The organism is Haloplanus sp. GDY1 (assembly GCF_023703775.1).
In the GTDB taxonomy this organism is placed as follows: Archaea; Halobacteriota; Halobacteria; order Halobacteriales; family Haloferacaceae; genus Haloplanus; species Haloplanus halophilus.
Genome location: NZ_CP098514.1, coordinates 2,691,088 through 2,712,505, shown reverse-complemented (window position 1 = coordinate 2,712,505; position 21,418 = coordinate 2,691,088). Strand labels below are relative to the sequence as shown.

The window sequence follows — 21,418 nt, the reverse complement described above, 5'->3', positions numbered from 1 at the left end:
CCCGTGCCAACCGAACGCGTCCACCTCCCGTGCGGTCGCGACGTGCGAGCGAGCCTCGACACCGACGCCGACGCCGACGCCCTCGTCGTCGCCTGCCCGCCCCACCCCCAGCACGACGGCCACCGCCACGACGCCCGCCTCGGCGCCGTGAGCGACGCCCTCCCCGACCGGATCGACTGCCTGCGCTTCGACTACGGCCCCTGGGACGGGGGCCGCGGCGAACGGGCCGACGCCCGAACCGCCCGGGAGTGGGCCGCCGACCGCTACGGCGCGGTCGGCCTGTTCGGCTACAGTTTCGGCGGCGGCGTCGCCCTCCTGACCGCCGCCGAGGTGGCGACGCCGGTCGCCGCCCTCTCGCCCGTGGCCCGCCTCGACGACGGATCGGACGTCGCGGCCGCCGTCCCGCGGATCGACGCCCCGCTGTGGGTGGGGTACGGCACCCGCGACGACACGGTCGACTCGGCCGGCGTCGCCGACGCCGCCCGCGACTGCGGGGGGACGGTGGAGACGTTCCCGGCCGATCACTTCTTCGTCGGACAGGAGCGGAGAGTGGGCGAACGGGTGGCGGCGTTCTTCGACGCCGCGCTGTGAACGCGGGTCGGCCGTCGGACCCGTGTGTGAGCGCGTGCCACGCTACCGGCGCCGACGATCCGTCGGGCGGGACCGGCCCCGACCTCGGCCTCCGCGAGGCGAACGCCGTCGCCCGGGCCGGCGGGAGTCCGCCCACGGTCCGAGTCCACGCGGTCGAGACAGGTCAGTAGATCGACCACCCGCCGTCGACGTAGACGATCTCGCCGGTCATGTAGTCGGCCGCGTCGCTCGCGACGTAGAGGGCGGTGGGGGCGATGTCCTCGGGGTAGGCCGGCCCCCCGAGTGGGATCGGCTTCACCAGGTCACCGGACTCAGCCATCTCCTCGGCTTCCCGGGTGGTGTCGCTGAGCCCCGTAATCGTGCGGCCCGGAGCGATACCGTTCACTCGGATGTCGTGGTCCGCGAGTTCGAGCGCGGTGCTTCGGGTCACCATCCGGACACCGCCCTTGGTCGCGTTGTACATGATCTGGTTGTCGAGCGCGACGCGCGCCCGGACGGAGACGGTGTTGACGATACACCCCTCGGTGCCGCGTTCGATCATGTCCTCGGCGGCCTTCTGGGTCCCGAAGATCACCCCGCCGAGGTTCACGCCCGAGACCGAATCGAAGTCGTCGGGCGTGACCTCCAGGACCGACTTCCGGATGTTGGCGCCGGCGTTGTTGACCATCACGTCGACGCCCCCGTACTCGCCGGCGCGGTCGATCAGGTCGTCGAGAGCCTCGGGGTCCGAGACGTCGGTATCGACGTATTCGCCGGTGCCCCCCGCCTCCTCGATCGCGTCGTGGGTCGCGGTCTCGACGTGGTCGGGACGGGCCTCGATGTCGGCGTTCAGCACCGTCGCTCCGGCCTCGGCGAACATGAGTGCGATCTCCCGACCGATGCCGCTCGACGCGCCAGTGACGACGACCGTGTCGCCGTCGAAATCGTAGTCGACGTTCTCCATGGTACCTTGACGCCTCCGGCGACATTGCATAAAGCTATGTGGGAAAGAGGGCCGTGTTTGGGGGACTCGTTCCACGACGCCGCTGGGGCGACCCCGCCCACGAGCCCGATCCACGAATCGGTAGTAGCATCGGCTGGAACGCCCGATTCCCCGCGAATCACCTGCGGAGGTGGTGTGCGTTCAGTTATACTCTCGCCACCGGTACCCACACTCCTTGCACTTGAAAAAGCGCGTCGGCGGTTCGTCCGCGGCGCCGGTCTGTTTGATCGTGTACCACGCCTCGCCCGCCCCACACTCCTCGCAGGTCACGTCGGTGGCGGTCGGTTTCCCCTCGAAGTTCGCCCCCTCCTCGGTTTCGATCAGTTCGTCGTCGCTCTGGGACTCCGTGGAGACGAACTCGGCGGCGCGCTCCTCGTCGCGTCGACTGGTGGCGCCACAGGAGGTACAGACCATCTCGCCGTCGTCGGCGACCATCATCGAGCCGCAGTCGTCGCAGAACTGCATACCGGCGGTAGCGGGTCGCCCCACAAAGCTTCCCCGACTCACTCGACGTCCGGGGAGGCGCGCTCCTCCGCGACGATGGGGCAGTTCCGCACGCGGAACCGGTCGGCGTCGACCACCTCGACGATGGTCGTCCCCTCGTGCGTGCAGGCCGTCTCCGGCGGGTCGGCGAAGTGTGGACACCGCGAGCAGAACTCCGCCTTCGGGACGACCGTCTCGTCGGGGTCCGCCGTCGTCTCGGGGTCGGCACCGACTCCGACCTGCGCCTCCGGCCCGGTCTCACCCTCGGCGAGCGCCTCCCAGACCGCGTCCTCGTCCACCTCGTCCACCTCGACGGACTCGAAGGGGTCGGTCTCGGGGTCGAGGCCCGCTGTCTCGCCCTCCTCGCGGGCCGCCCGCTTGGCGCGCACCTCGCGGACGAGTTCGGCGAGGGGCGCGTCGTCGATGCCGGGGTCCTCGTCGGTGACCGAGTCGTCGGTGACCGAGTCGTCGGCTGCATCCGCCCCGTCAGCGTCGCCCTCACCCATCGTCCGTCCCCTCCTCGCCGCCGTCGACCCGCGTCTCGGCGTCGAGCAGGTCCGCGGCGCCGCCGGGGAGGTCGGTCGCGTCGGTGCCGTCGGTCAGCGCGGGGCGGTCGCCGGTGGTCAGCGTGGCGCTCCCGAAAAAGCCCGTGGCCGGTTCGAAGTCGACGTAGGTGGCCTCGCAGTGGGGGCACTGGGGCCGGGAGAGCAGGCCGAGGTCGACGGTCGCGCCGCAGTCGCCACACGCCGCCGTCCGCTCGCCGTGGCGGTTCGCCGCCGTCCGCAGGTCGTCGACCGCCTCCCGGTCGTGTTCCGCCGCGGCGACGCGCCCGAGTTCCGACCGGACGTCGACGACGGCGCCGGCCAACTGGTCGACCTGCCGGTCGAGGTCGTCGGTCGTCTCGGTCAGATACTCCAGGATCTCCTCGTAGTTCTCGAAGCCGCTGTCGAGTCGGTCGTCGAGGTCGTCGATCCGGTCGTCGACGTCCTCGGCGGCGCGACGGGCGGCCTCGACGCGGTCGGCGAGCTCCGGGTGGTCGTGGTCGGCCGGCGCCTTGGCGTCCGCCTCGCGTTTGACCTGGATCACGCGCTCGCGAACGTCCTCGATCTTCGCGTCGAGGTCGTCCTCGACGGCGCCGACCCGGTCATCCAGTTCGGCGACCTGGTCGGGGTCGAAGTCGAAGGCGTCGTCGGCCGTCTCGGCGTCGAGCGCCCGGTAGACCATCACGGCCCGCGCGAGGACCGTCTCGGGCGACGCGTCGCGCTCGGCCGCCTTCCGTTCGATCCAGTCCCGGAGTTCGTCCGGAAAGGCCTCCGACTGCTCCCCTGCCATTCTGTTCTGGCCTAGTTACGCCCCGGCTTAAGTATTGGTCGGCCTAGCGGATCTTCCGGACGCCGCTCACGTCGAAGCCGCCCTCGTGGACCTCCGTCTCGAAGCGGATGATGTTCTCCTCCTCGAGTCTGGAGAGGACACCCCGGAACTCCTTGACGAACATCGTCCGGGCGCGCTTCGATCCGCCGCTCTCCCACTCGAACTGCAGGGTTCCGGAGGCGGCGTCCATCAGGTGGCCGAGTTCCGTCGGTTCGAGGGTCTCGCCCTGAACGAGCATGAGGATGAGCCCGCCCCAGTCGTACGCCGCCTTCTGGACTCCCTTCATCAGGAGGGCGATGTCGCTCCAAGTCATGTCGTCGCTGACGGCCGCCACGAGGTCGGTGAGGGAGTCGATGACGACGAGGTTGCCGGCGGCGTGCTCGCCGAGGTAGTCCCCGAGCGCGCTCAGGGCGCTCTCCAGTCGCTCGCGGGTCGCCAGGTCGCTCACCGACTGGGCCTCGCCGGCGTACCACTCCCGGGGGATCGGGCTCAACTGGAAGTACTCCGGCGAGAGGTCGCGAAACTGGATGTGGTCGACGGCGCCGCGGACGAGGTCCTCGTCCATCGTGTAGGAGAGTTCCCGTTCGAGCTGGTCGCGGCCGGCGGTAAGGGAGACGTAGTGAATCTCCGGCGGGGGTTCGGCGGCCGGGTCCACGTCGCCGTAGTGGAGTTCGAACGCCTCGCGGTCCCCGTGGTACAGGCCGTTCATCGCGGCGCTTGTGTGGAGGAACTCGCGGGCGCCGGCGCCGGCCTCCCCGGTCAGGAGGACGACGCTCCCCGGCGGCGCACCCCCGCCGACGATCGAGTCGAGCCGAGAGATACCGAAGGGAATGCGAGCCATGGCCGCCCTACGGCCGTTCGTGGGTTAGTCGTTGCGGCGCTCGGCACCGCGGTTTCGCCCCTCGACGACGACGACGCGCCCGTCGACCCCGGCGGCGTCGAGGGCCGCCCGACCCGCCGCCCGCGCCGCGTCCACCCGGTCGGCGTCGGTCACGCCGTACACCGCCGGCCCCCACGAGGACTGTCCCGCGCCGTAGACCGCGGGGTCGTCGTCGAGGGCCGCGACGAGTTCGCCCGCCGGCGGGCGGTACACGCCACCCTGTTCGTCCGCGTACCAGGTGCCGTTGAGGCGCCCCACCTCCGCGACGGCGGCGCCGAATCGCTCGGCGGATCCCTCCGTCACGGCCGGGAGGACGCGCCGGAGGATCACGCCGGCGAGGCGGTCGCCCGGCGAGGGGGCCGCCGCCTCCACCGCCGATCGCATGCTCCGGTCCTCGTCGTCGCCGCTCGGTCCCGCGGGGGCGTCGGGGACGACGACGAGGAACCGCCAGCCGTCGGGAATCCGATGCCGGGCCGCGACCGGCGGCACCGACCACGCCCCGACGTCGGGCCGGTCGGTGGTGAAACGCGCCGTCGGGTGGCCGGCGTCGAGGACGAACCCGCCGTCCTCGAAGGTGGCGACGCCGATCCCCGACCGGCCGCCCCGGCCGAGGTCCGGGGCGCGTTCCCGCACGTCGACCGTCCGGTCGTGAGCGCGGGCGACGGCGGCGAGCGTCGCGAGCGCGAACTGCGTCCCGCTTCCCAGCCCCACGTGTCGGGGAAAGGCCCCCTCGACGGTCACGTCGGCGCCGTCGACGCCGAGCAGGTCGACCGCCCGCGCCGCGTACTCGCGGACCGTCGGGTGTCCACACCGGACCTCGCCGTCCGGCGCCGCGGCGACGGTCACGGAGGGACGTTCGAGGCCGACGCCGAGGCTGCCGTAGAGGCGCTCGTGGGCGAGACTCAGGTTGCAGAACCCGAAGTGGAGCCGGGCGTGGGCGGTGACGCTGACGCGTGTCATTGCTGGGTCACCGGGCGGACCGCGGCCTCATCCGGATCCGGGCATCGGACAGAGGCTGGCGGTGAAGACCGCCACCTCCCCCGTGTCGTTCCGGGCGCCGTGGACGACGCCGCGGTCGTGGTGGACGACGCCGGGCGCCGGGATCGGCTCCTCGGTCTCTCCCTGAATCACCGTCACGGTCCCCCGGAGCACGTGGAAGACGTTCGTGCTGTCGCCGTGTTCGTGAGGATCCAGTTCCGCGTCGGGACCGAGCGCGAAGGCCTTCACCAGCACGTCGTCGCTGACGACCAGTTCCGCCGTCAGCACCTCCTCGGGGTCGGGGTCGAGCGACTCCAGTCGGTCGAGGGTCATGGACGGAAGGTCGGCGGCGGTCGTCTTAACGGTGGGGCTTCGTCGACGGCCGACCGGCGGCGTCGCTCACGCCGGGACCAGAGCGCCGAAGTCCCCGGAGAGGACGGCGCCGATCAGGGTCCGGACCGCGGCGGGCGGGCCCCGTTCGTCGGCGTCGGCGTCCTCGGGCGGACCGGCGTCCTCGGGCGGACCGCGACGTTCCTCGTCGTCGGCTTCCTCGCTATCTTCCTCGGCTTCCTCGCTATCTTCCTCGGCTTCCTCGCGTTCCTCTTCGTCTTCCTCGCTATCTTCCTCGTCTTCCTCGCGTTCCTCTTCGTCTTCCTCGCTATCTTCCTCATCTTCCTCGCGTTCCTCCTCGTCGCTCTCGAACTCGCTTTCCTGCAGGACGAGCGAGCCGTCGGCGACGCCGTACTCGGCGGTCAGTTCGGCGCCGTCGACCACGACGGTCACCTCGAATTCGTCGCCGGGCCGGTCGAACGTCACGGTGTCGTTCCCGTCGACGGTCCCGACGGAGTCCCCGTCCACGCGGACGGTCGCGTCCGACGCGTTCCCCGTGACGGTCACGGCGACCGTCCCGTCGTCGAGCGTTGCGTCGAGTCCGTACTCGTTCGAACCGGTGTCGTACGTGCTCCCGACTGCCGCGCCGACGCCGGTGGCGGCCACCAGCACGGCGAGCAGAATCGCGAGCGGTTTCGTGGCGGACATCGCACCCGTCACCTGTGGGGCCACCCACATCAACCGTCCAGACGCTAAACCCGATTTTCGACGATTCGGAGGATTTTAACCCGATTTAATCCGGATTAAGCTCCACCTCAGGCCAGTTCCTCGGCGACCATGTCGACGCCGAACAGCGCCGGATCCATCGCGAGGTCGGCCTGTCCGCGGGCGAACTCGGGGAGGGTGTCGTGGCAGTACACCACGACCCGCACGTCGGGGTTTCGGTCCTTGGCGACGGAGATGGCCGTCGCCTCGTCGAGGTCCGTGAGGACGAACAGGTCGGCGTCGGCCAGGCCGGCGTCGTCGAGGACCGATCCGGTGAGGACGCCCTCGACGCGGGTCACCTCGATGCCTTCCGCCTCCAGGGCGGTGCCGAGACCGGCGTCGTCCGGACCCGCGAGGATGGCTCGGGTCACTCGTACTCGATGGTCGCGGGGGGTTTGTGCGTCACGTCGTAGACGACCCGCGCGACGTTCTCGTTCTCGCCGGTGATGCGGCTCTGGATGCGCTGGAGCGTCTCCCAGGGGAGGTCCTGTGCGCGGGCGGTCATGCCGTCTCGGCTCTCGACCGAGCGGACGGCGACCACCCAGCCGTGGACGCGGTTGTCGCCTTTCACGCCCGTCGCCTTGCCGATGACGGCCGCGAAGGCCTGCCACGGGTCGTGTTCCGCCACCTCCTCCTCGACGACGTGACACGCCTCGCGCGCGACGTCGAGTTTCTCCTCGGTCACCTCGCCGAGGATGCGGACGGCCAGTCCCGGCCCGGGGAACGGCATCCGCTCCGAGACCACCTCCTCCAGGTCCAGCGCGCGGGCCACCTCGCGAACCTCGTCCTTGTAGAGGTCGCGGACGGGTTCGACGATGCCCTCGAAGTCGATGACGTCGGGCAGGCCGCCGACGTTGTGGTGGGACTTGATGTTGCCCTCGCTCTCGATGCGGTCGGGGTAGATGGTCCCCTGGACGAGGTAGTCGGCGTCGGCCTCCCGAGCCTCGCGTTCGAACTCCCGGATGAACGACTCGCCGATGACGTGGCGCTTCTCCTCGGGATCGGTCACTCCCGAGAGGGCGTCGAGGAAGCGGTCCTGGGCCTCGACGATCCGCAGGCTGTCCATGAACGCGAACGTCTCCCGGATCCCCTCGGTCTCCCCTTTCCGCATCAGTCCGGTGTCGACGTAGACGGGCGTGAGGCGGTCGCCGATGGCGCGGTAGGCCAGCGCGGCCGCGACCGAGGAGTCGACCCCGCCCGAGAGCGCGATGATGGCGTTCTCGTCGCCGACCTCGTCGGCGATTTCCTCGGTGGCCTCCTCGATGAACTCGTCGACGTCGACCATCAGACCTCCACCTCCCGTTCCTCGACGGTGCGGTCGAGGACGGTCTCGACGAGGCCGACGAAGGGCGGACTCGCGCGGTCGGGGCGCGAGCGGAACTCGGGGTGGAACTGCGTCCCCAGGAAGTACGGGTGGTCGTCGAGTTCGACGATCTCCATGCGGTTGCCAGCGCGCCCCGAGAAGGTAAGCTCGCCGGCTTCGAGGTCGTCGATGTACTCGGGATTGACCTCGTAGCGGTGGCGGTGGCGCTCGGTGCAGGAGGCGGCGCCGTACACCTCGTGGGCGAGGGTGTCCTCGACGATGTCGGTCGTGTGGGCCCCGAGCCGCATCGTCCCGCCGAGGTCTTCGAGGTCGTACTGCTCGGGAAGGAGGTCGATCACGGGGTAGGGCGTCCCCTCGTCGATCTCCGCGGAGTGGGCTCCCTCCAGACCGAGGACGTTCCGCGCGTACTCGACGACCGCCATCTGGAAGCCGAGACAGAGCCCGAGGAAGGGGACGTCGTTCTCGCGGGCGTACCGGATCGCCTCGATCTTCCCCTCGGCGCCCCGGGAGCCGAAGCCGCCGGGGACGACCACCGCGTCCGCCTCGCGGAGGCGTTCGGTGTGGTGGTCGCGCATCTCGTCGGCGTCGACCCAGAGGACGTCCACCTCGACCTGTTTCTGGATGCCCGCGTGCTTCAGCGCCTCGTGGATGGAGATGTACGCGTCTTCGAGGGCGTACTTGCCGACCAGCGCCACCTCGATCTCGCCGGTGCGCTCCCGCGTGACGAGTTCGCGCCACCGACTGTCGCGGTCCTCCTTCGGGAGCGCCTCGTCCGCGATGTCCAGTTGCTCCATCACGTACTCGTCCAGTCCCTCCTCCTCGACCATCAGGGGGACGTGGTAGATGTCCTCGACGTCGGGGTTCGAGAACACGGCGTCGGTGGGCACGTCACAGAACAGCGCGATCTTCTCTTTGGTCTCGGGGTCGAGGCGGTCCTCGCACCGGCCGACCAGCACGTCCGGCTGGAGGCCGATCGAGCGCAGTTCCTTCACGCTGTGCTGGGTCGGCTTGGTCTTCTGCTCGCCGTTCTTGGAGTAGGGAACGAGCGTCACGTGGGTGAACAGCACGTCCTCGTCGTCCTCCTCGTGGGAGAACTGGCGGAGCGCTTCGAGGTAGGGCATCCCCTCGATGTCGCCTACGGTCCCCCCGACCTCGACGAGACACACGTCGGTCCCCTCGGCGGCCTCGCGGATGCGCCGCTTGATGTCGTCGGTGATGTGGGGGATGATCTGCACCGTGTTGCCCAGGTAGTCGCCCGACCGCTCCTTCTCGATGACGTGTTTGTACGTCTTCCCCGTCGTGACGTTGTGGTCGAACGTCATGTCGGTCCCGAGGAACCGCTCGTAGTTCCCCAGGTCCAGGTCGACCTCCCCGCCGTCTTTCAGCACGTACACCTCCCCGTGCTGGTAGGGATTCATCGTCCCCGCGTCGACGTTCAGGTACGGGTCGATCTTTACGGCGGTCACGTCGAAGCCCGCGTTCGACAGGAGACGGCCGGTGCTGGCGGCCGTGATCCCCTTGCCGAGCCCGGACATGACACCCCCCGTTACGAAAACGAACTTCCGACCCAGTTCCGGGTCGTACCCTGTCTCGGGTTCCGTCGGCATAACGACCCTGCGCGAGCGCGCATGAAAATCGTTTCGCCTGGCCCGTCGGCGTGGGGCCGACTGCCACGCGTCGCCGCCGGGCCGGCACCGCAGGATTCGAGACGCTCGCGGCCGTCCCTCCGGTATGGACCTGCCGCGACTCGGCTTCGGGACCTACCGGCTGACCGATCCGGACCGCTGTCGCACCGCCGTCGAGACGGCCCTGGAGACGGGCTATCGTCACGTCGACACCGCCGAGTACTACGGCAACGAGGAAGCGGTCGGCGGGGGCATCGTGGAGAGCGACGTACCCCGCGAGGACGTGACCGTCGCCTCGAAGGTGTGGCGCGACCGGCTGGCTCGCGAGGACTTCCTCGCCAGCGCGCGCGAACGGGTCGACCTGCTCGGCGTCGACTCGCTCGACCTGCTGTACGTCCACTGGCCGCTGGACACCTACGACCCCGACGAGACGCTTCCGGCGCTGGTCGAGGCCCGGGATCGGGGGCTGACCCGGGAGGTCGGCCTCAGTAACTTCACGCCCGACCTGCTCGACGAGGCCATCGACCGCCTCGGCGAACCGCCGGCCGCCCACCAGGTGGAACTCCACCCGCTCTGCCAGCAGGCGGCCCTCCGAGCGCACGCCCGCCGCCACGACTACTGGCTCGTCGCGTACGCGCCCCTCGCGCGCAACGCCGTCGCGGACGTGCCGGAGATCAGGGCGGTCGCCGAGAAACACGACGCCACGCCGGCGCAGGTGTCGCTCGCGTGGGCGCTCTCGAAGGAGCGAGTCGCCGTCGTCCCGAAGTCGGGGACGCCGGCGCACGTCCGCGAGAACTTCGCGGCGCGGGACCTCGACCTCGACGACGAGGACGTGGCGCGGATCGACGGCATCGAGGAGGAACGGCGGGTCGTCGACTTTCCGAACGCCCCGTGGAACTGAGCGCGGCGCCCGCGGTTTTTCGGTGGACGGCGGCCGTGGCCCGGCACTTCGTCATGCTTTTCACGTCCCGCTCCAAGGGTCGGACATGAGCGCGGACGACAAGTATCCCGAAGAGAGCGGCCGGCGACGGTTCGTGAAAGGGGTCGTCGGCGGCTCGGCGCTCGCCGGGGTCGGCGCCCTCGGGACGGTCACCGTCAACAGCGCGACCGCCTCGCCGGGGGCCGGTGGTGGGAGCACTCAGGCGTGGGCCATCGAGAACACCGGCGGGCCGGCGCCGCGTGGCATGCCCCAGATCCCCATCGAGATCGACTCCGAGGGGTACATCAAGGGCATCTGGCCCGACGTCGAGACCGTCACGCAGGGTGGACGACAGATCCGGATCGCCGAGATGGACCTCGGCGGGTCGACGTACTCCTCCGAGTGGTTCCAGTACTGCGGCGTCGAGGGGTACGCGGGCATCCAGCCGGGCTACGAGAGCGAGAACTACTTCCGATCGGGGTCGAACCCCGCCTACGACTGGCAGTCCTCGGCCAAGGAGGAGGGCGACCGCTTCCACGTCGACGACTTCAGCGACTACGAATCCTGGGGCAACGGCATCGGCGACCCGGGCACCGGGAAGCCCGCGAGCGGCCGGTGGCGCTCCGAGGACGCCCAGGACGTGATCCCCATTCAGCTCCTCCGGAGCCCTCGGATCGAGGAGGCCGCCCAGGACGACGAGTGGCTACAGGCGAGCACCTCCGAGGGATTCATCGCGTGGCTCAACAAGTGTACCCACTTCTGCTGTGTGCCCGGCTACAAGCAGTCGGCCGACGCCGCCCGGTTCGGCAACCCCAACAACGTCTACTGTCAGTGCCACCAGTCGATGTACGACCCGTTCAACATCGTCCAGACGCTGTTCATCGCGCGGCCGCGCCCCGACTAACGCATCCCGCCGCTCACCGGCGGGAACAGCGCCAGTTCGTCACCTTCCGAGAGCGTCGTGTCGAGGCCGTCGGCCGCGTGGACGCTCTCGCCGTTGCGGAGGACGTTGATGTGGTCGGCGACCGCCCCGGAGTCGTCGAGGACGCGCTCACGGAGCGCCGGTCGCGTCTCGAACAGTGCGTCGAGCGCGTCGCCGACCGTCGCGCCCGGTCCGACGTCGACGCGAACCTCCCGATCACCGGCCACCTCCGCGAGGTCCGCGAACAACTTCCACTGCATGGACGTGTGTCACACCCCGCCGGGCAAGAGGATTACGTCTCGCCCGGGCTGCTCCGGGCCTCCAACCGGCGGAAGGTCTCCGATCGGCTCACGAGATACACCTCGTCGCCGGCGGCGAGGGTTCGGTCGCGGGCGAGCGTGTCGATCCCGCCGTCGGTATCCCTGACCGCGACGACCGTGACGTCGAGTTCGTCGACGGGCGTCCCATCGAGGTCGCTGCCCGCGTCGACGGTGACGACGTACATCGTCTCCTCGGCCGCCCGCAGGAGCGAGGCGAACTCGCGTTCGGCCTGCGGTTCGGACGGTAGCGTCACCAGCCGGTAGGTCGTCGCGGCGTCGAGTCGGGTCGCGTCCTCCTCGTCGACGGCGAGGGTGGCCACGTCGTCGACGTGGGCCCGAAGCTCGGCGGTCAGCACGCGTCTCGGGTCGGGGTCGGTCCGCCACACCTGCACGCGGTCGCCGGGGCTGGCGGCGTTGGCGGGGTCGGCCCGGACGGCGACGGCGACGGTTCCCGGTGCGAGCGTCGGGCCGAGGCCGGTCGCCCGACTCCCGAGCGCGAGGTACTCGACGGTCCCGTCGGCGGACAGTTCCACGTCGACGTGGCCGACGTCGTAGTCGTCCTGCAGGCGGGTGACGAGGCGCGCCTCCAGGTCGGCGACGGTCAGCCGTCGGGGGAAGATGAGCGTCTTGCCCGCGAGCGTCTCCTTCGTGGCGGGGGAGACGGGGTCGTATCCCTCCATGTCCCCGATGTCGTCGGGGTCCTCGGGCAGCGTCACGTCGGTGATCCGTCCGACCGAGCGGACGATTCGGCTCACCTCGACGTCGAGTTCCTTCACGCCCGCGAACGCGAACACGTCGGTGGCGATCCGGTCGCCGACCAGGCGGCCGGCCGGCGCGGCGACGGCGCCAGTGCCCAGCGCCAGCAGGTTGAACACCACGGCGGCGACCGAGAAGATGCCCGTCTCGCCGCTCAACAGGTCGGTGAAGACCCCGACGGTGTTGAGCGTCAGCGCGACGACCGAGAGGCCGAGGAGCATCGACAGGGGAAGCGGGAGTCGGAGCTTGGTGTACCACCGGTAGAGCAGCGCGGCGACGCCGCTGACGAGGGCCGCACCGACCCCGAGCGCGATCAGGCGGGTGACCGTCCGGAGGAGGGCCGGCTCGACGGCCGGGACCGACACCTGGAGGAGCCCGGTCACGCGACCGCCTCCCGGAACGCCACGACGGCGTCGAGTTTCCCGACCACGAACAGGTCGTCGCCGGCCGCGAGCGCCTGGGAGCCGCGGGGGGCGAACTGCCAGCGCCCCTCGTGGCGCACCGCGAGGACCGTCACGCCGTAGGTGTCCCGCAGCGCCGCGTCGCCGATGGTCGTCCCCGCGACGGGGGATCCCTCCCGGAGCGTGACCTTCCGGATCCGGTCGCCCGCCTGCCGGAGCAGGCTGAGGAGTTCGTACTCGCGGCGCGTCCCGCGCGACCGGATCACGAGGCGGTCGACGGTCGCCCCGAGCAGCGACTCCGCCGCGCCCGCGTCGACGGCGACGGTCACCCGGCCGTCGCCGCCGTCCGCGACGGGGAGCGTCGGCGAGGGGGGTGGCGCCGCGGCGGCGTCGTCGGTGGCCGGGGGCGGAGCGGCCGCCGCGGCCGCCGCGGCGTCGCGCGAGCGGTCGCTTCGCAGGCTCACGACGCCCCCGTCGTAGGTCCGGTCGGGAGTCACGAGCGACACCTCGTCGCCGCGGGCGGTGCCGGTCGGCAGGAGGGCACGGACGGAGACGCCGCGCTTGCCGGCGGGGACGCGCTTCGAGAGGCCGCCGAGGGGCGGGGCGGCGCTCACCGTCGCCCGGCCGCGTTCGTCGAGCGTGACGGCGACGTCCGCGAGGTCGAACTCCGTTCGGAGGCGGTCGGCCACGCGCGTCTCCAGTTCGGCCACGGGCACGTCGGCGGCGAAGGAGCCGGTCCACTCGCGGATCTCGCGCCGGAGGTCCGCGGGGACGGGCGGGTAGCCCTCCATGTCGCCCACGTCGCCAGCGACGTTCACGCGGACCTGTCCCCGTCCCCCGACGAGTTCGATGGCGTCCGTCGAGAGGGTGCGCTCGGTGAGCTTTCGCAGGGAGAGTTTCCGCGGGAACTCCGCGCCCATCCGGTCGCCGGCGTTGTGCGCGTACAGCGAGATCATCAGGACGACGACGACGGCGACGGTCAGGCGGACCTGATTCGACGACTGGGTGAAGGTGGGGTCGTTCAGCGCCAGCAACCCGCCGTTGATCCCGGCGATGGCCACCGCGAGGACCATGACACCGAATCCGGGGATGGTGACGCCGGTGATGTACTTGAACGCGAACCCGAGCCCCCACGCGACGAGCGCCGGGACGATGCCGGTCAGAATCCCGAGATAGATGCCGAAGAGGACTTCGACGGGGAGGGATGCCATACGTCGCGTCTCGCCATCGACGCGTAAATCGCTAACGGGCGGGGAGACCGGACGGGCCCTTTATCAGTCCCGTCCGCGAGGGTGGAGGTATGGCTGTGAGTCGTGGTGGGCGACTCGTCGGCGTGCGGGCGGCGGTGGGGCTGACGCTCCTCGCGGGCGCGCTCTCGATGGTGACCGGCATCGTACACATGAGTTCGCCCGTCGGCCGACCGCTCGTCCCCTTCGTCCCGCCGGTCGCGCGAACGACGGCGGGGTTCACCGGCACGCTCACCGGATTTCTCCTCCTCGCGAGCGCGCTCGGCCTGCGTCGCGGCCTGCGCGCCGCGTGGTACGCCACGCTCTGCTTGCTCGTGGTGTCGGCGGGACAGGGGCTCGTCCAGGCGAGCGAAACGTCGATTCCGCTCGTCGTGCTGTCGCTGCTCGCCCTCCCGGCCGTCGCGCTCAACCGCCGCCGCTTCGACCGGTCGGTCGACTTCACGGCGACGCAGCTGGCCGCCCTGCTGGCGCTCGGCGGGTCACAGGTGTACATCACCGCGGGCGCGTACGCGCTCCGGGAGGAGTTCGGCGGCATCGACACCCTCGTCGACGCCGTCTACTTCGCCGTCGTCACCTCCAGCACCGTCGGCTACGGCGACATCACGCCGCAAACCGCGGTGGCGCGACTGTTCGGCATCTCGGCGCTCGTCGTCGGCACCGCGAGTTTCGCCATCGCCCTCGGGGTCCTGCTGACGCCCGCCATCGAAGCCCGACTCGTCAAGGCACTCGGAAAGATGACACAATCAGAACTCGACCTGCTCGACGACCACGTGCTCGTCCTCGGTCACGGCGACCTGACCGAGGCGATCATTCAGGAACTGCGCGACAAAGCGACCTTCCTCGTCGTCGTCCCGGACGGCGAGACGGCCCGGACGCTCGGGGAGCGGGGCATCGACACCCTCACCGGCGACACCAGCGACGAGGCGACGCTCCGGCGCGCCCACATCGAGGAGGCGCGGGCCGTCGTCGCCGCGACGAACGACGACGCGGCGGACGCGCTGGCGATACTGACGGCGCGACACCTCGCCCCGGAGGTCCACATCGTCGCCGCGGCGACCCACCGCGAGAACGTCGACAAACTCCGGCGGGCGGGGGCGGATACGGTCATCAGCCCCGCGAGCATCGGCGGCCACCTGCTCGTCGAGTCGGCACTCGGGGGGCGGGACGTGGACACCGAGGCCGTCGCGGATCGCTTGCTCGACGAACTGTAGCCCCGCGGCCTACGGCTGTCCCCGGTCGACGACCGCCACGTCGCAGTCCACCTCGTGCAGTCGCTCGAAGGTGGGCGGCGAGAGAAACCGGGAGGCACGGGAGCGGTCGCCCGAGGACCCGACGATCAGCAGGTCGTACGCGCCGGCGTTGGCGCCGATGAACTCCGTGACGCGGCTCCGGGCCACCCGCGTCTCCACGTCGGCGTCGACCGTCTCCGCCAGGTCGGCCAGTCGCGACTCGGCGCGCCGGCGCTCCACCTCCGCGTCGATGCAGGTACAGACGCTCAGACTCCCGCTCGGCCCGGCCAGCCGCGCCGCGAAATCGAGCATCGCGTGGGCGGTGTCGCCCGGACGAGCGACGGTCACGAGTACGCGGTCCCACCGGCGCGTGCCCGTCGTCGACCGGAAGGCGACGGCGTCGAACCGGCTCTCGAACACGCCGCGAACGTACGGCGAGAGCAGCCCCCGGTCCTCCTCGTAGGGCGCGACCACCAGGTCGCAGTTGGTGTTCGCCGCCGTCTCCACCGTCGTCCGGACGGGCGACCCGCGCGCGACGACCACCTCGCAGGGGACGCCGGCCCGCGTTCGAACCGTCCGGGCCGTCGCCTCCAGTCGCTCGGCGGCGTCCCGCGTCGCCGCGGGGTCGGGGTCGTCCGCGGACGGGGAGCCCACCTCGGCCTCGGCCCCCCCGTCGGCCCCGGATTCGGGGTCGAGAACCGCCAACAACACCACCTTGCCGGCGTCGTGGGCGGCGGCGAGGGTGGCGCCGAACAGGGCCGTCGTCTCGGCGGCCGCGGGATCGCCGCGCATCGGGACGAGGACGTGGTCGTCGCCCTGTGCAGTGTCGTAGAGGTACTGGGCGCGGCGCTCGTAGAACCGCGACCGCCAGAGGGAGAAGACGCCGGCGACGAGGGCGCCGAAGGCGGCGACGCTCGTCACGTAGGCCTCGGGCGAGGCGTCGTCGGTGACGAGGACGAGCAGCGCCGTCGAGAAGGCCGCGGGCTCCTCCACGTCGAGGAGCCACGTCACGGCGCCCGTCAGGAAGATGGAGAGGGCGGCGCTGGCCGGCGAGACGGTCGCCGACCCGATGGGGAGCGGCGCCGAGAGGCGCAGCGCCGCCCACCCGCAACACGCACCGACGACGAGGCCGACGGTGAACTTCCACGGCGAGGCGTAGCGGCCCTCGGGGTCGGAAAAGAGCGTGTACGCGCCGGAGGCGAGCGGCGGGAAGAGGAGGAAGGAGAGTTCCGCCAGCGCGTTCGAGATGAGCGTCACGAGAGCGATGAGCAGGGGGACCGCCACCAGCACGGTCAGGTGGAGGAGGTTGCCGGTGTGCTGGATCCAGCGGCCGAAGGCCCCGAGTTCGCGCCGTTCCAGCCGCCGAATTCGGCGAACGGCGGCGACGGCGCGGGCGAGGACCCCCGAGAGCATCGTCAGGCGAGCGTCGCGGCGGCGTCGAGCGCCAGGTCGATCATCCGCTCGACGTTGTTCCGGGCCTTCGGCGGGAGTTCGTCCTCGGTGACGTCGCCGGTGCCCTTCTGGGTGCCCCTGACGAGGTTGCCGTCGACGGTACAGACCGCGCCGGCACGCAGCCCCTTCCGGCGCGCCAGCGCGAACAGGGCGGCCGCCTCCATCTCCACTGCGAGGAGGCCGGCGGCCTCCCAGTCCTCGACGTAGTCGTCCGTCTCGGCGTAGAAGGCGTCGTCGGTGACGATGGGGCCGACGTGGACGTCCTCGTCGGCCGCCTCGGCGGCGTCGGTCAGCGCACGAACCACCTCGAAGTCGGGGACTGCGGGGTATTCGACCCGCTCGTAGCGCTTGGTCGTCCCCTCCTCCTTGGCGGCGCCGGTGGCGACCACCATGTCGCCGATTTCGACGCCGGCCTGGAGCGCGCCGGTCGTCCCCGGTCGGATCACCGTCCCGACGCCGACGGCCGCGAGTTCCTCCAGCGCGATGGCCGCCGAGGGCGACCCCACGCCGGTCGAACAGATCGTCAGGGGTTCGCCCGCGTATTCGGCGTTGAGGAGCCGGTACTCGCGGTTGTGGGCGAGTTCCTCGACGGCGTCGCAGTGGTCGGCGATCCGCTCGACGCGTCCCGGGTCGCCGGGCAGGAGCGCCACGTCGTGGACGTCGCCCTCGTCGACCCGCAGGTGAGGCTGGATGGCCATACCGAGTCCAGCCGCGCCGAGGGCAAAACAGTCCCGGGTCGAAATTCGGTGAGTGTTCGGTCCCCTCTCGGCCGCCGTTCGGGGACATCTCGGAAAATCGTCATATGTGGGTCGGTCCTCCATACGGACGCATGACGGAACCGGATTCCAGTCAGTCGACGGGACGCATCGAATCGATACTCGCCACCCTCCGCGGCGAATCCGCGGCGTCGCGACGGTCGTTCCTGCGGCGGTCGGCGGCGGCCGGTGCGGGGGCACTCGCCCTCTCGGTCGCGGGGTCGAACGCGGCGCTGGCCCACGACGTCGCGGACGACGACACCAGCGACGTCGACGTGTTGAACTTCGCGCTCACGCTCGAACACCTCGAACACGCGTTCTACCGTGACGGCCTGGAGCGGTTCGACGAGCGGGCGTTCAGAGGGGCCGAGACGCTCCAGGGTCTGGCCTACCGGATGCGCCAGGACATCCGGCCGAACTTCGAGACGATCCGCGACCACGAGAAGACCCACGTCGACACGCTGACCGCGGTCGTCGAGGATCTCGGCGGGGAGCCGGTGGCCGAGGCGTGTTACGACTTCGGCCTGGAGGACGTCGACGACTTCATCGCCGTGGCGGGCGTGCTGGAGAACACCGGGGTGTCGGCGTACGACGGCGCCATCGCGACCATCCAGCGCGCGGACCTGCTGACCGCGGGCGCGACCATCGCCACCGTCGAGGCGCGACACGCCTCGTATCTGAACACCCTCAACGATCGGGATCCGTTCCCGGCGGCGTTCGACGAGGCGTCGAGCGAGAGCGACGTGTTGGACGCGGCGGGCGGGTTCATCGTCGACTGTTGACCGCCGGACCGCGTCCCCACCTGCCGGTGGGCTTACGGTGCCGGTCTCCGAGTGTGATACGATGGAGGCTCGGCTCTGGTACGTGTTGACCGGAACGCGGGGCGGGGTCAACCGTATCAGGCTGCTTCGACTGCTCGACGAGCGGCCGCGGAACGCCAACCAGCTGGCCGACGAACTCGACCTCCACTACGAGACCGTCCAGCACCACCTCGGCGTGCTGGTCGACAACGACGTGCTTCGGAGTAGCGGCGACGACTACGGGGCGGTGTACCTGCCGACGCCGCAGGCCGAGGCTCACTGGGACCTGATCGAGGAGATCATCGAACAGGTGGACTGAACATGACGACACCAACAACGGCGGACGGATCGCTTTCGACGGACGGTGGCCGCGGATGAGCGTCTGGATCGACGTCGCGCGACTCGCGACGGTCGTGAACGTCCTGTTGCTCGCCTCGCTCGGCTACGTCTGGGGGCGGAACTACCTCGCGGTGCGCTCGAAGCACACGCTCGGCCTGCTGCTGTTCTCGACGTTCCTCCTCGCGGAGAACGCGCTCACCCTCTACTACTACGTCGTCGACCCCGACCTCTCGTTCTGGTACAGCACGCAGATGCCGACGGTCGTCTGGCGGGTCACCATGCTCCTGCACGTCCTGCAGGCCGTGGGCCTCGGCTTCCTCGCCTGGGTCACCTGGGACTGAGACGGAGTAGGGTACTGACTTCCGAGACACCGTACGAGTCGGTCAACCGGCGCTTTGACCTATCGCCACACGCTTCCCGTTCGGTTCCGAACGGGTCCCCATGGACCGACGACGCTTCCTCGCGGCGGGGGCCGCGGCCGGCCTCGCGGGGCTGTCGGGCTGTCTCGACGGCCTCGGCAGCCAGGGGGGAGTCGGCGGCGCGAACCGGGCCCTCCAGCTCGTCCTGTCGAGCGAGGCGACGCCGCTCCGGTCGGGGTACGTGGTCGACCTGTCGGAGACCGAGCGACCGGACGACGAGCGCGCCTTCGCCGCCACGCTCGACGGGGAGACGGTCACGACCCAGCACCGCCGGCCGTTCGGCTCGCGCCCCGACGACCCGGTGTACACCCGCCACGAGGGGACCTACTACCGCCTCGGCGCCGTCGTCGTCGACGAGGCGACGGTCACGCACCCGGTGCTCCGCCTGTCGGCGGTCGGCGAGGCCGGCGGGTCGGACGTCCCGGAGGCCACGCCCGCCGACGACCTGAACCGGGTCGACCGGAAGGTGGTCCACGTCGCCCACATGGCCGCCAGGGCGCGGGGCAACGAGGGCGGGGTGCCGTGGGGGCTGGTCCAGCGCGGCGGGTACGTCTACCGCGACGCCGAGACCGTCGAGACGAGTCGACTGCTCGACGAGGACGCCCCCAGCCACGTCACCTACCGGGAGACCGTCTACGCCGTCGAGGTGAGCCACGAGACGTTCCACGAACCGGTCTACCGGGCGACGGTCGCCCCGGTCGCGGAGACGCCCGAGCGCATGGAGGCCATCCTCCGGGCGAAATTCGTCGACGCGCGCCTCTCCGGGGCCGACCTCTCGACGGCGGCGCGCTCCATCTTGCGGGACGCGCGCGAGGGGTACGAGGAGACCCACCCGTACTCCGAGGCCTACCGCACGGTGCTGTCGGGGCTGCACGCCCGCGCCTACCTCGACGGCAACATCGAGAAGGACGCGTACGTCGAGGACCCCGGGATCGGGGTGGTCCTGTACGACGGGACGTACTACCGCTATCGGCTTCGGTTTCTGGACCGGGAGTAGTCAGGCCACCGCGAACAGCAGGACGTTGTGGACGCCCGGGCCCAGTCCGACGGCGGCGACGAATCCGAGCAGGAGTCGGCCCTCGGTCGGCGCCTCGCGGACCGTCTCGGTCAGCAACGCGACCACCGCGCCGGCGACGCCGAGTTTCACGAGGACGAACAGCCACCCGCTGCCGAGCAGGGGGGCGGTCGGCAGCGACGCCGCGAACTCGAGGACGAGCGCGGAGAGCGGGGTGCGCTCCCCGAAGCCGAGGAGGTCGACCCCCACGGCGGTCGAGACGCCGTCGAGGGCGTGCCCGGCGACGGCGAGGGCGCCGACCCGGCCCGTAACCGCCACCCCCGGGCGGAGACGGCGGAGCAGCGCCCAGGCGCCCGCGGCGACGAGCGCCGAGGCGGCGAGGATGCCGACGGAGGGGGCGAGACGGAGCGAGCCACGGTCGAGGCCCGCGGCGAGGACGGCACCGACGACGGGCAGGAAGACGGCGGCGCCGGCGGCGGCCACGAGCGAGGGGGTGTCGCGGGTCGTCGACGCGGCGGCGAGCCACGTCGCCCCCGCGAGGACGGCGACGGTGAGGTAGACCGCCGGGGTGCCGGCGAGGGGGCGAACCGCCGCGGGGAGGGTCCCGAGGACGTAGAGGACGTGGAGCGCGGAGCCGAGGACCATCCACGGCGTCGCGGCGAGGACCAGTCGGCCGGTCACGGGCGGGCGGCGACGGGAGAGCAGGCCGGAGACGGCGGCGAGGGCGAGGAGGAGCGCGAGGAGGTAGGGGAGCGGCGGGAGGGCGAACCCGTCGGGGAGGAGCGCCATGGAGGGTAGGCGGGGAGTCGCCGGGAAAGCCTTACGCTCCGCGGGCGCGAGACGGGGGGTATGGACCGTGCCGACTTCGCCGCGCGCATCGATCACACCGTCCTCGGCCCGGAGACGACGCTCGCCGACGCCGAGCGGGTCGTCGCGTCGGCGACCGAGTACGGCACGAACGCCTGCGTACCCCCGTGTTACGTGGCGGAGGTGCGCGAGGGCGCGCCGGACGTGACGCTCGCGACGGTGATCGGCTTCCCGCACGGTCAGAACGACCCCGCGGTGAAACGCGAGGAGGCGGTCGAGGCGTGGGAGGACGGCGCGGACGAACTCGACGTGGTGTTGAACGTCGGGCGCCTGACGGCCGGGGACGACGCCGCCGTGATCGACGAACTGGCGGAACTCGTGGCGGCGGTGCCGACGCCGGTGAAGGTCATCGTCGAGGCGCCGCTGCTGACGGACGCCGAGAAGCGGCGAGCGGCGGAGGCGGCCGTCGAGGCCGACGCCGACTACCTCAAGACGGGGACCGGGTTCGCGGGGCCGGCGACGACGGCGGACGTGGAACTGCTCGCGGAGTACCTCCCGGTGAAGGCGAGCGGCGGGATCGACACGACCGAGGAGGCGCTCGCGATGCTCTCGGCGGGTGCAGCGCGCATCGGCGCGTCGGCGGGCGTCGCGCTGGTCGAGGGGTTCGAGTAGGGGAGGACCGTCGCGCTTTTCTCCGCGCGCACGCAA

At 71.1% G+C, this 21,418-nt stretch carries 27 protein-coding genes; 10 read left to right on the top strand and 17 right to left on the bottom strand.

Annotation, left to right across the window (positions count from 1 at the left end):
- Window positions 1-3: 3 nt before the first annotated feature.
- Window positions 4-591, top strand: coding sequence for an alpha/beta hydrolase (locus NBT67_RS14545; protein ID WP_251342486.1), 588 nt, complete (start codon window positions 4-6; stop codon window positions 589-591).
- A gap of 26 nt (window positions 592-617) precedes the next feature.
- Complete coding sequence (locus tag NBT67_RS14540; protein ID WP_251342485.1) at window positions 618-761, top strand: hypothetical protein; 144 nt, start codon at window positions 618-620, stop codon at window positions 759-761.
- Here NBT67_RS14540 and NBT67_RS14535 read toward each other — a convergent pair.
- The 11 genes from NBT67_RS14535 to pyrG form a co-directional block, all read right to left on the bottom strand.
- Window positions 755-1,534 (bottom strand): SDR family NAD(P)-dependent oxidoreductase, encoded by a 780-nt coding sequence (locus tag NBT67_RS14535; protein ID WP_251342484.1) that lies wholly within the window; start codon window positions 1,532-1,534, stop codon window positions 755-757. The genes NBT67_RS14540 and NBT67_RS14535 overlap by 7 nt on opposite strands.
- Window positions 1,535-1,714: 180 nt before the next feature.
- The gene (locus NBT67_RS14530) at window positions 1,715-2,038 is read right to left on the bottom strand and encodes a transcription factor S (RefSeq protein WP_251342483.1); all 324 of its coding nucleotides are present in this window, start codon (window positions 2,036-2,038) and stop codon (window positions 1,715-1,717) included.
- Window positions 2,039-2,076: 38 nt separating this feature from the next.
- The gene (locus tag NBT67_RS14525) at window positions 2,077-2,562 is read right to left on the bottom strand and encodes a DUF8135 domain-containing protein (protein ID WP_251342482.1); all 486 of its coding nucleotides are present in this window, start codon (window positions 2,560-2,562) and stop codon (window positions 2,077-2,079) included.
- A complete protein-coding gene (locus tag NBT67_RS14520; RefSeq protein ID WP_251342481.1) occupies window positions 2,555-3,388 on the bottom strand; it encodes a CopG family transcriptional regulator in 834 nt (277 codons plus the stop codon). The genes NBT67_RS14525 and NBT67_RS14520 overlap by 8 nt, the downstream gene beginning before the upstream one ends.
- Before the next feature lie 43 nt (window positions 3,389-3,431).
- Window positions 3,432-4,268, bottom strand: a complete 837-nt coding sequence (locus NBT67_RS14515) for an RAD55 family ATPase (RefSeq protein WP_251342480.1) — start codon at window positions 4,266-4,268, stop codon at window positions 3,432-3,434.
- A 24-nt stretch (window positions 4,269-4,292) separates the two neighbouring features.
- On the bottom strand, window positions 4,293-5,267 hold the full coding sequence (locus tag NBT67_RS14510; protein ID WP_251342479.1) for a beta-ribofuranosylaminobenzene 5'-phosphate synthase family protein: 975 nt from the start codon (window positions 5,265-5,267) through the stop codon (window positions 4,293-4,295).
- 27 nt (window positions 5,268-5,294) lie between these two features.
- Window positions 5,295-5,618 carry a cupin domain-containing protein gene (locus tag NBT67_RS14505; protein WP_251342478.1) on the bottom strand — a complete coding sequence of 108 codons (324 nt, stop codon included), beginning with the start codon at window positions 5,616-5,618 and terminating at the stop codon, window positions 5,295-5,297.
- A gap of 66 nt (window positions 5,619-5,684) precedes the next feature.
- A complete protein-coding gene (locus tag NBT67_RS14500) occupies window positions 5,685-6,323 on the bottom strand; it encodes a hypothetical protein (protein ID WP_251342477.1) in 639 nt (212 codons plus the stop codon).
- A 107-nt stretch (window positions 6,324-6,430) separates the two neighbouring features.
- Complete coding sequence (locus NBT67_RS14495) at window positions 6,431-6,751, bottom strand: DUF7126 family protein (protein ID WP_251342476.1); 321 nt, start codon at window positions 6,749-6,751, stop codon at window positions 6,431-6,433.
- Window positions 6,748-7,665, bottom strand: coding sequence for a glutamine-hydrolyzing GMP synthase (gene guaA, locus NBT67_RS14490; protein WP_251342475.1), 918 nt, complete (start codon window positions 7,663-7,665; stop codon window positions 6,748-6,750). Before guaA ends, NBT67_RS14495 begins: the two co-directional genes overlap by 4 nt.
- A complete protein-coding gene (gene pyrG / locus NBT67_RS14485) occupies window positions 7,665-9,311 on the bottom strand; it encodes a glutamine hydrolyzing CTP synthase (RefSeq protein ID WP_251342474.1) in 1,647 nt (548 codons plus the stop codon). Before pyrG ends, guaA begins: the two co-directional genes overlap by 1 nt.
- 124 nt (window positions 9,312-9,435) lie before the next feature.
- Between pyrG and NBT67_RS14480 the strand changes: the two genes are divergently transcribed.
- Both NBT67_RS14480 and NBT67_RS14475 read left to right on the top strand, forming a co-directional pair.
- Window positions 9,436-10,230 (top strand): aldo/keto reductase, encoded by a 795-nt coding sequence (locus NBT67_RS14480; RefSeq protein WP_251342473.1) that lies wholly within the window; start codon window positions 9,436-9,438, stop codon window positions 10,228-10,230.
- A gap of 85 nt (window positions 10,231-10,315) precedes the next feature.
- Window positions 10,316-11,152, top strand: a complete 837-nt coding sequence (locus NBT67_RS14475; protein ID WP_251342472.1) for a Rieske (2Fe-2S) protein — start codon at window positions 10,316-10,318, stop codon at window positions 11,150-11,152.
- On the opposite strand, the gene NBT67_RS14470 is transcribed toward NBT67_RS14475, so the two are convergent.
- From NBT67_RS14470 to NBT67_RS14460, 3 genes are read right to left on the bottom strand one after another with little or no spacing between them, the layout of a single operon-like run.
- Entirely contained in the window at window positions 11,149-11,430 is a 282-nt protein-coding gene (locus NBT67_RS14470) for a ubiquitin-like small modifier protein 1 (protein WP_251342471.1), read from the bottom strand. The two genes, NBT67_RS14475 and NBT67_RS14470, sit on opposite strands and share 4 nt — an antisense overlap.
- A gap of 32 nt (window positions 11,431-11,462) precedes the next feature.
- Window positions 11,463-12,629 (bottom strand): DUF8167 domain-containing protein, encoded by a 1,167-nt coding sequence (locus tag NBT67_RS14465; RefSeq protein ID WP_251342470.1) that lies wholly within the window; start codon window positions 12,627-12,629, stop codon window positions 11,463-11,465.
- Window positions 12,626-13,858 carry a potassium channel family protein gene (locus tag NBT67_RS14460; RefSeq protein WP_251342469.1) on the bottom strand — a complete coding sequence of 411 codons (1,233 nt, stop codon included), beginning with the start codon at window positions 13,856-13,858 and terminating at the stop codon, window positions 12,626-12,628. Before NBT67_RS14460 ends, NBT67_RS14465 begins: the two co-directional genes overlap by 4 nt.
- An 89-nt stretch (window positions 13,859-13,947) precedes the next feature.
- On the opposite strand from NBT67_RS14460, the gene NBT67_RS14455 reads away from it, so the two are divergent.
- Window positions 13,948-15,105 (top strand): NAD-binding protein, encoded by a 1,158-nt coding sequence (locus NBT67_RS14455; protein WP_251342468.1) that lies wholly within the window; start codon window positions 13,948-13,950, stop codon window positions 15,103-15,105.
- Window positions 15,106-15,114: 9 nt separating this feature from the next.
- On the opposite strand, the gene NBT67_RS14450 is transcribed toward NBT67_RS14455, so the two are convergent.
- Both NBT67_RS14450 and NBT67_RS14445 read right to left on the bottom strand, forming a co-directional pair.
- Entirely contained in the window at window positions 15,115-16,536 is a 1,422-nt protein-coding gene (locus NBT67_RS14450) for a universal stress protein (RefSeq protein WP_251342467.1), read from the bottom strand.
- Between the two features lie 2 nt (window positions 16,537-16,538).
- On the bottom strand, window positions 16,539-17,273 hold the full coding sequence (locus tag NBT67_RS14445) for a nucleoside phosphorylase (protein WP_251342466.1): 735 nt from the start codon (window positions 17,271-17,273) through the stop codon (window positions 16,539-16,541).
- A gap of 131 nt (window positions 17,274-17,404) precedes the next feature.
- Here NBT67_RS14445 and NBT67_RS14440 point away from each other — a divergent pair, with 131 nt between their 5' ends.
- From NBT67_RS14440 to NBT67_RS14425, 4 genes are all read left to right on the top strand, one after another.
- On the top strand, window positions 17,405-18,112 hold the full coding sequence (locus tag NBT67_RS14440; protein ID WP_251342465.1) for a ferritin-like domain-containing protein: 708 nt from the start codon (window positions 17,405-17,407) through the stop codon (window positions 18,110-18,112).
- A gap of 61 nt (window positions 18,113-18,173) precedes the next feature.
- Complete coding sequence (locus NBT67_RS14435) at window positions 18,174-18,449, top strand: ArsR/SmtB family transcription factor (protein WP_251342464.1); 276 nt, start codon at window positions 18,174-18,176, stop codon at window positions 18,447-18,449.
- 55 nt (window positions 18,450-18,504) lie between these two features.
- A complete protein-coding gene (locus tag NBT67_RS14430) occupies window positions 18,505-18,810 on the top strand; it encodes a DUF8036 family membrane protein (protein WP_251342463.1) in 306 nt (101 codons plus the stop codon).
- 100 nt (window positions 18,811-18,910) lie between these two features.
- The gene (locus NBT67_RS14425) at window positions 18,911-19,885 is read left to right on the top strand and encodes a hypothetical protein (protein ID WP_251342462.1); all 975 of its coding nucleotides are present in this window, start codon (window positions 18,911-18,913) and stop codon (window positions 19,883-19,885) included.
- Here the strand turns inward: NBT67_RS14425 and NBT67_RS14420 are convergent, their stop codons facing one another.
- The gene (locus NBT67_RS14420; protein ID WP_251342461.1) at window positions 19,886-20,692 is read right to left on the bottom strand and encodes a DUF63 family protein; all 807 of its coding nucleotides are present in this window, start codon (window positions 20,690-20,692) and stop codon (window positions 19,886-19,888) included.
- A 60-nt stretch (window positions 20,693-20,752) separates the two neighbouring features.
- On the opposite strand from NBT67_RS14420, the gene deoC reads away from it, so the two are divergent.
- Window positions 20,753-21,382 (top strand): deoxyribose-phosphate aldolase, encoded by a 630-nt coding sequence (gene deoC, locus NBT67_RS14415; RefSeq protein WP_251342460.1) that lies wholly within the window; start codon window positions 20,753-20,755, stop codon window positions 21,380-21,382.
- Window positions 21,383-21,418: the final 36 nt, after the last annotated feature.

Bases quoted from the DNA above. Each gene is read 5' to 3' on its own strand.
- NBT67_RS14535 (WP_251342484.1), bottom strand. From the start codon at position 1,534: ATGGAGAACGTCGACTACGATTTCGACGGCGACACGGTCGTCGTCACT.
- NBT67_RS14530 (WP_251342483.1), bottom strand. From the start codon at position 2,038: ATGCAGTTCTGCGACGACTGCGGCTCGATGATGGTCGCCGACGACGGC.
- NBT67_RS14525 (WP_251342482.1), bottom strand. From the start codon at position 2,562: ATGGGTGAGGGCGACGCTGACGGGGCGGATGCAGCCGACGACTCGGTC.
- NBT67_RS14520 (WP_251342481.1), bottom strand. From the start codon at position 3,388: ATGGCAGGGGAGCAGTCGGAGGCCTTTCCGGACGAACTCCGGGACTGG.
- NBT67_RS14515 (WP_251342480.1), bottom strand. From the start codon at position 4,268: ATGGCTCGCATTCCCTTCGGTATCTCTCGGCTCGACTCGATCGTCGGC.
- NBT67_RS14510 (WP_251342479.1), bottom strand. From the start codon at position 5,267: ATGACACGCGTCAGCGTCACCGCCCACGCCCGGCTCCACTTCGGGTTC.
- NBT67_RS14505 (WP_251342478.1), bottom strand. From the start codon at position 5,618: ATGACCCTCGACCGACTGGAGTCGCTCGACCCCGACCCCGAGGAGGTG.
- NBT67_RS14500 (WP_251342477.1), bottom strand. From the start codon at position 6,323: ATGTCCGCCACGAAACCGCTCGCGATTCTGCTCGCCGTGCTGGTGGCC.
- guaA (WP_251342475.1), bottom strand. From the start codon at position 7,665: ATGGTCGACGTCGACGAGTTCATCGAGGAGGCCACCGAGGAAATCGCC.
- pyrG (WP_251342474.1), bottom strand. From the start codon at position 9,311: ATGCCGACGGAACCCGAGACAGGGTACGACCCGGAACTGGGTCGGAAG.
- NBT67_RS14480 (WP_251342473.1), top strand. From the start codon at position 9,436: ATGGACCTGCCGCGACTCGGCTTCGGGACCTACCGGCTGACCGATCCG.
- NBT67_RS14475 (WP_251342472.1), top strand. From the start codon at position 10,316: ATGAGCGCGGACGACAAGTATCCCGAAGAGAGCGGCCGGCGACGGTTC.
- NBT67_RS14470 (WP_251342471.1), bottom strand. From the start codon at position 11,430: ATGCAGTGGAAGTTGTTCGCGGACCTCGCGGAGGTGGCCGGTGATCGG.
- NBT67_RS14460 (WP_251342469.1), bottom strand. From the start codon at position 13,858: ATGGCATCCCTCCCCGTCGAAGTCCTCTTCGGCATCTATCTCGGGATT.
- NBT67_RS14455 (WP_251342468.1), top strand. From the start codon at position 13,948: ATGGCTGTGAGTCGTGGTGGGCGACTCGTCGGCGTGCGGGCGGCGGTG.
- NBT67_RS14450 (WP_251342467.1), bottom strand. From the start codon at position 16,536: ATGCTCTCGGGGGTCCTCGCCCGCGCCGTCGCCGCCGTTCGCCGAATT.
- NBT67_RS14445 (WP_251342466.1), bottom strand. From the start codon at position 17,273: ATGGCCATCCAGCCTCACCTGCGGGTCGACGAGGGCGACGTCCACGAC.
- NBT67_RS14440 (WP_251342465.1), top strand. From the start codon at position 17,405: ATGACGGAACCGGATTCCAGTCAGTCGACGGGACGCATCGAATCGATA.
- NBT67_RS14435 (WP_251342464.1), top strand. From the start codon at position 18,174: ATGGAGGCTCGGCTCTGGTACGTGTTGACCGGAACGCGGGGCGGGGTC.
- NBT67_RS14430 (WP_251342463.1), top strand. From the start codon at position 18,505: ATGAGCGTCTGGATCGACGTCGCGCGACTCGCGACGGTCGTGAACGTC.
- NBT67_RS14425 (WP_251342462.1), top strand. From the start codon at position 18,911: ATGGACCGACGACGCTTCCTCGCGGCGGGGGCCGCGGCCGGCCTCGCG.
- NBT67_RS14420 (WP_251342461.1), bottom strand. From the start codon at position 20,692: ATGGCGCTCCTCCCCGACGGGTTCGCCCTCCCGCCGCTCCCCTACCTC.
- deoC (WP_251342460.1), top strand. From the start codon at position 20,753: ATGGACCGTGCCGACTTCGCCGCGCGCATCGATCACACCGTCCTCGGC.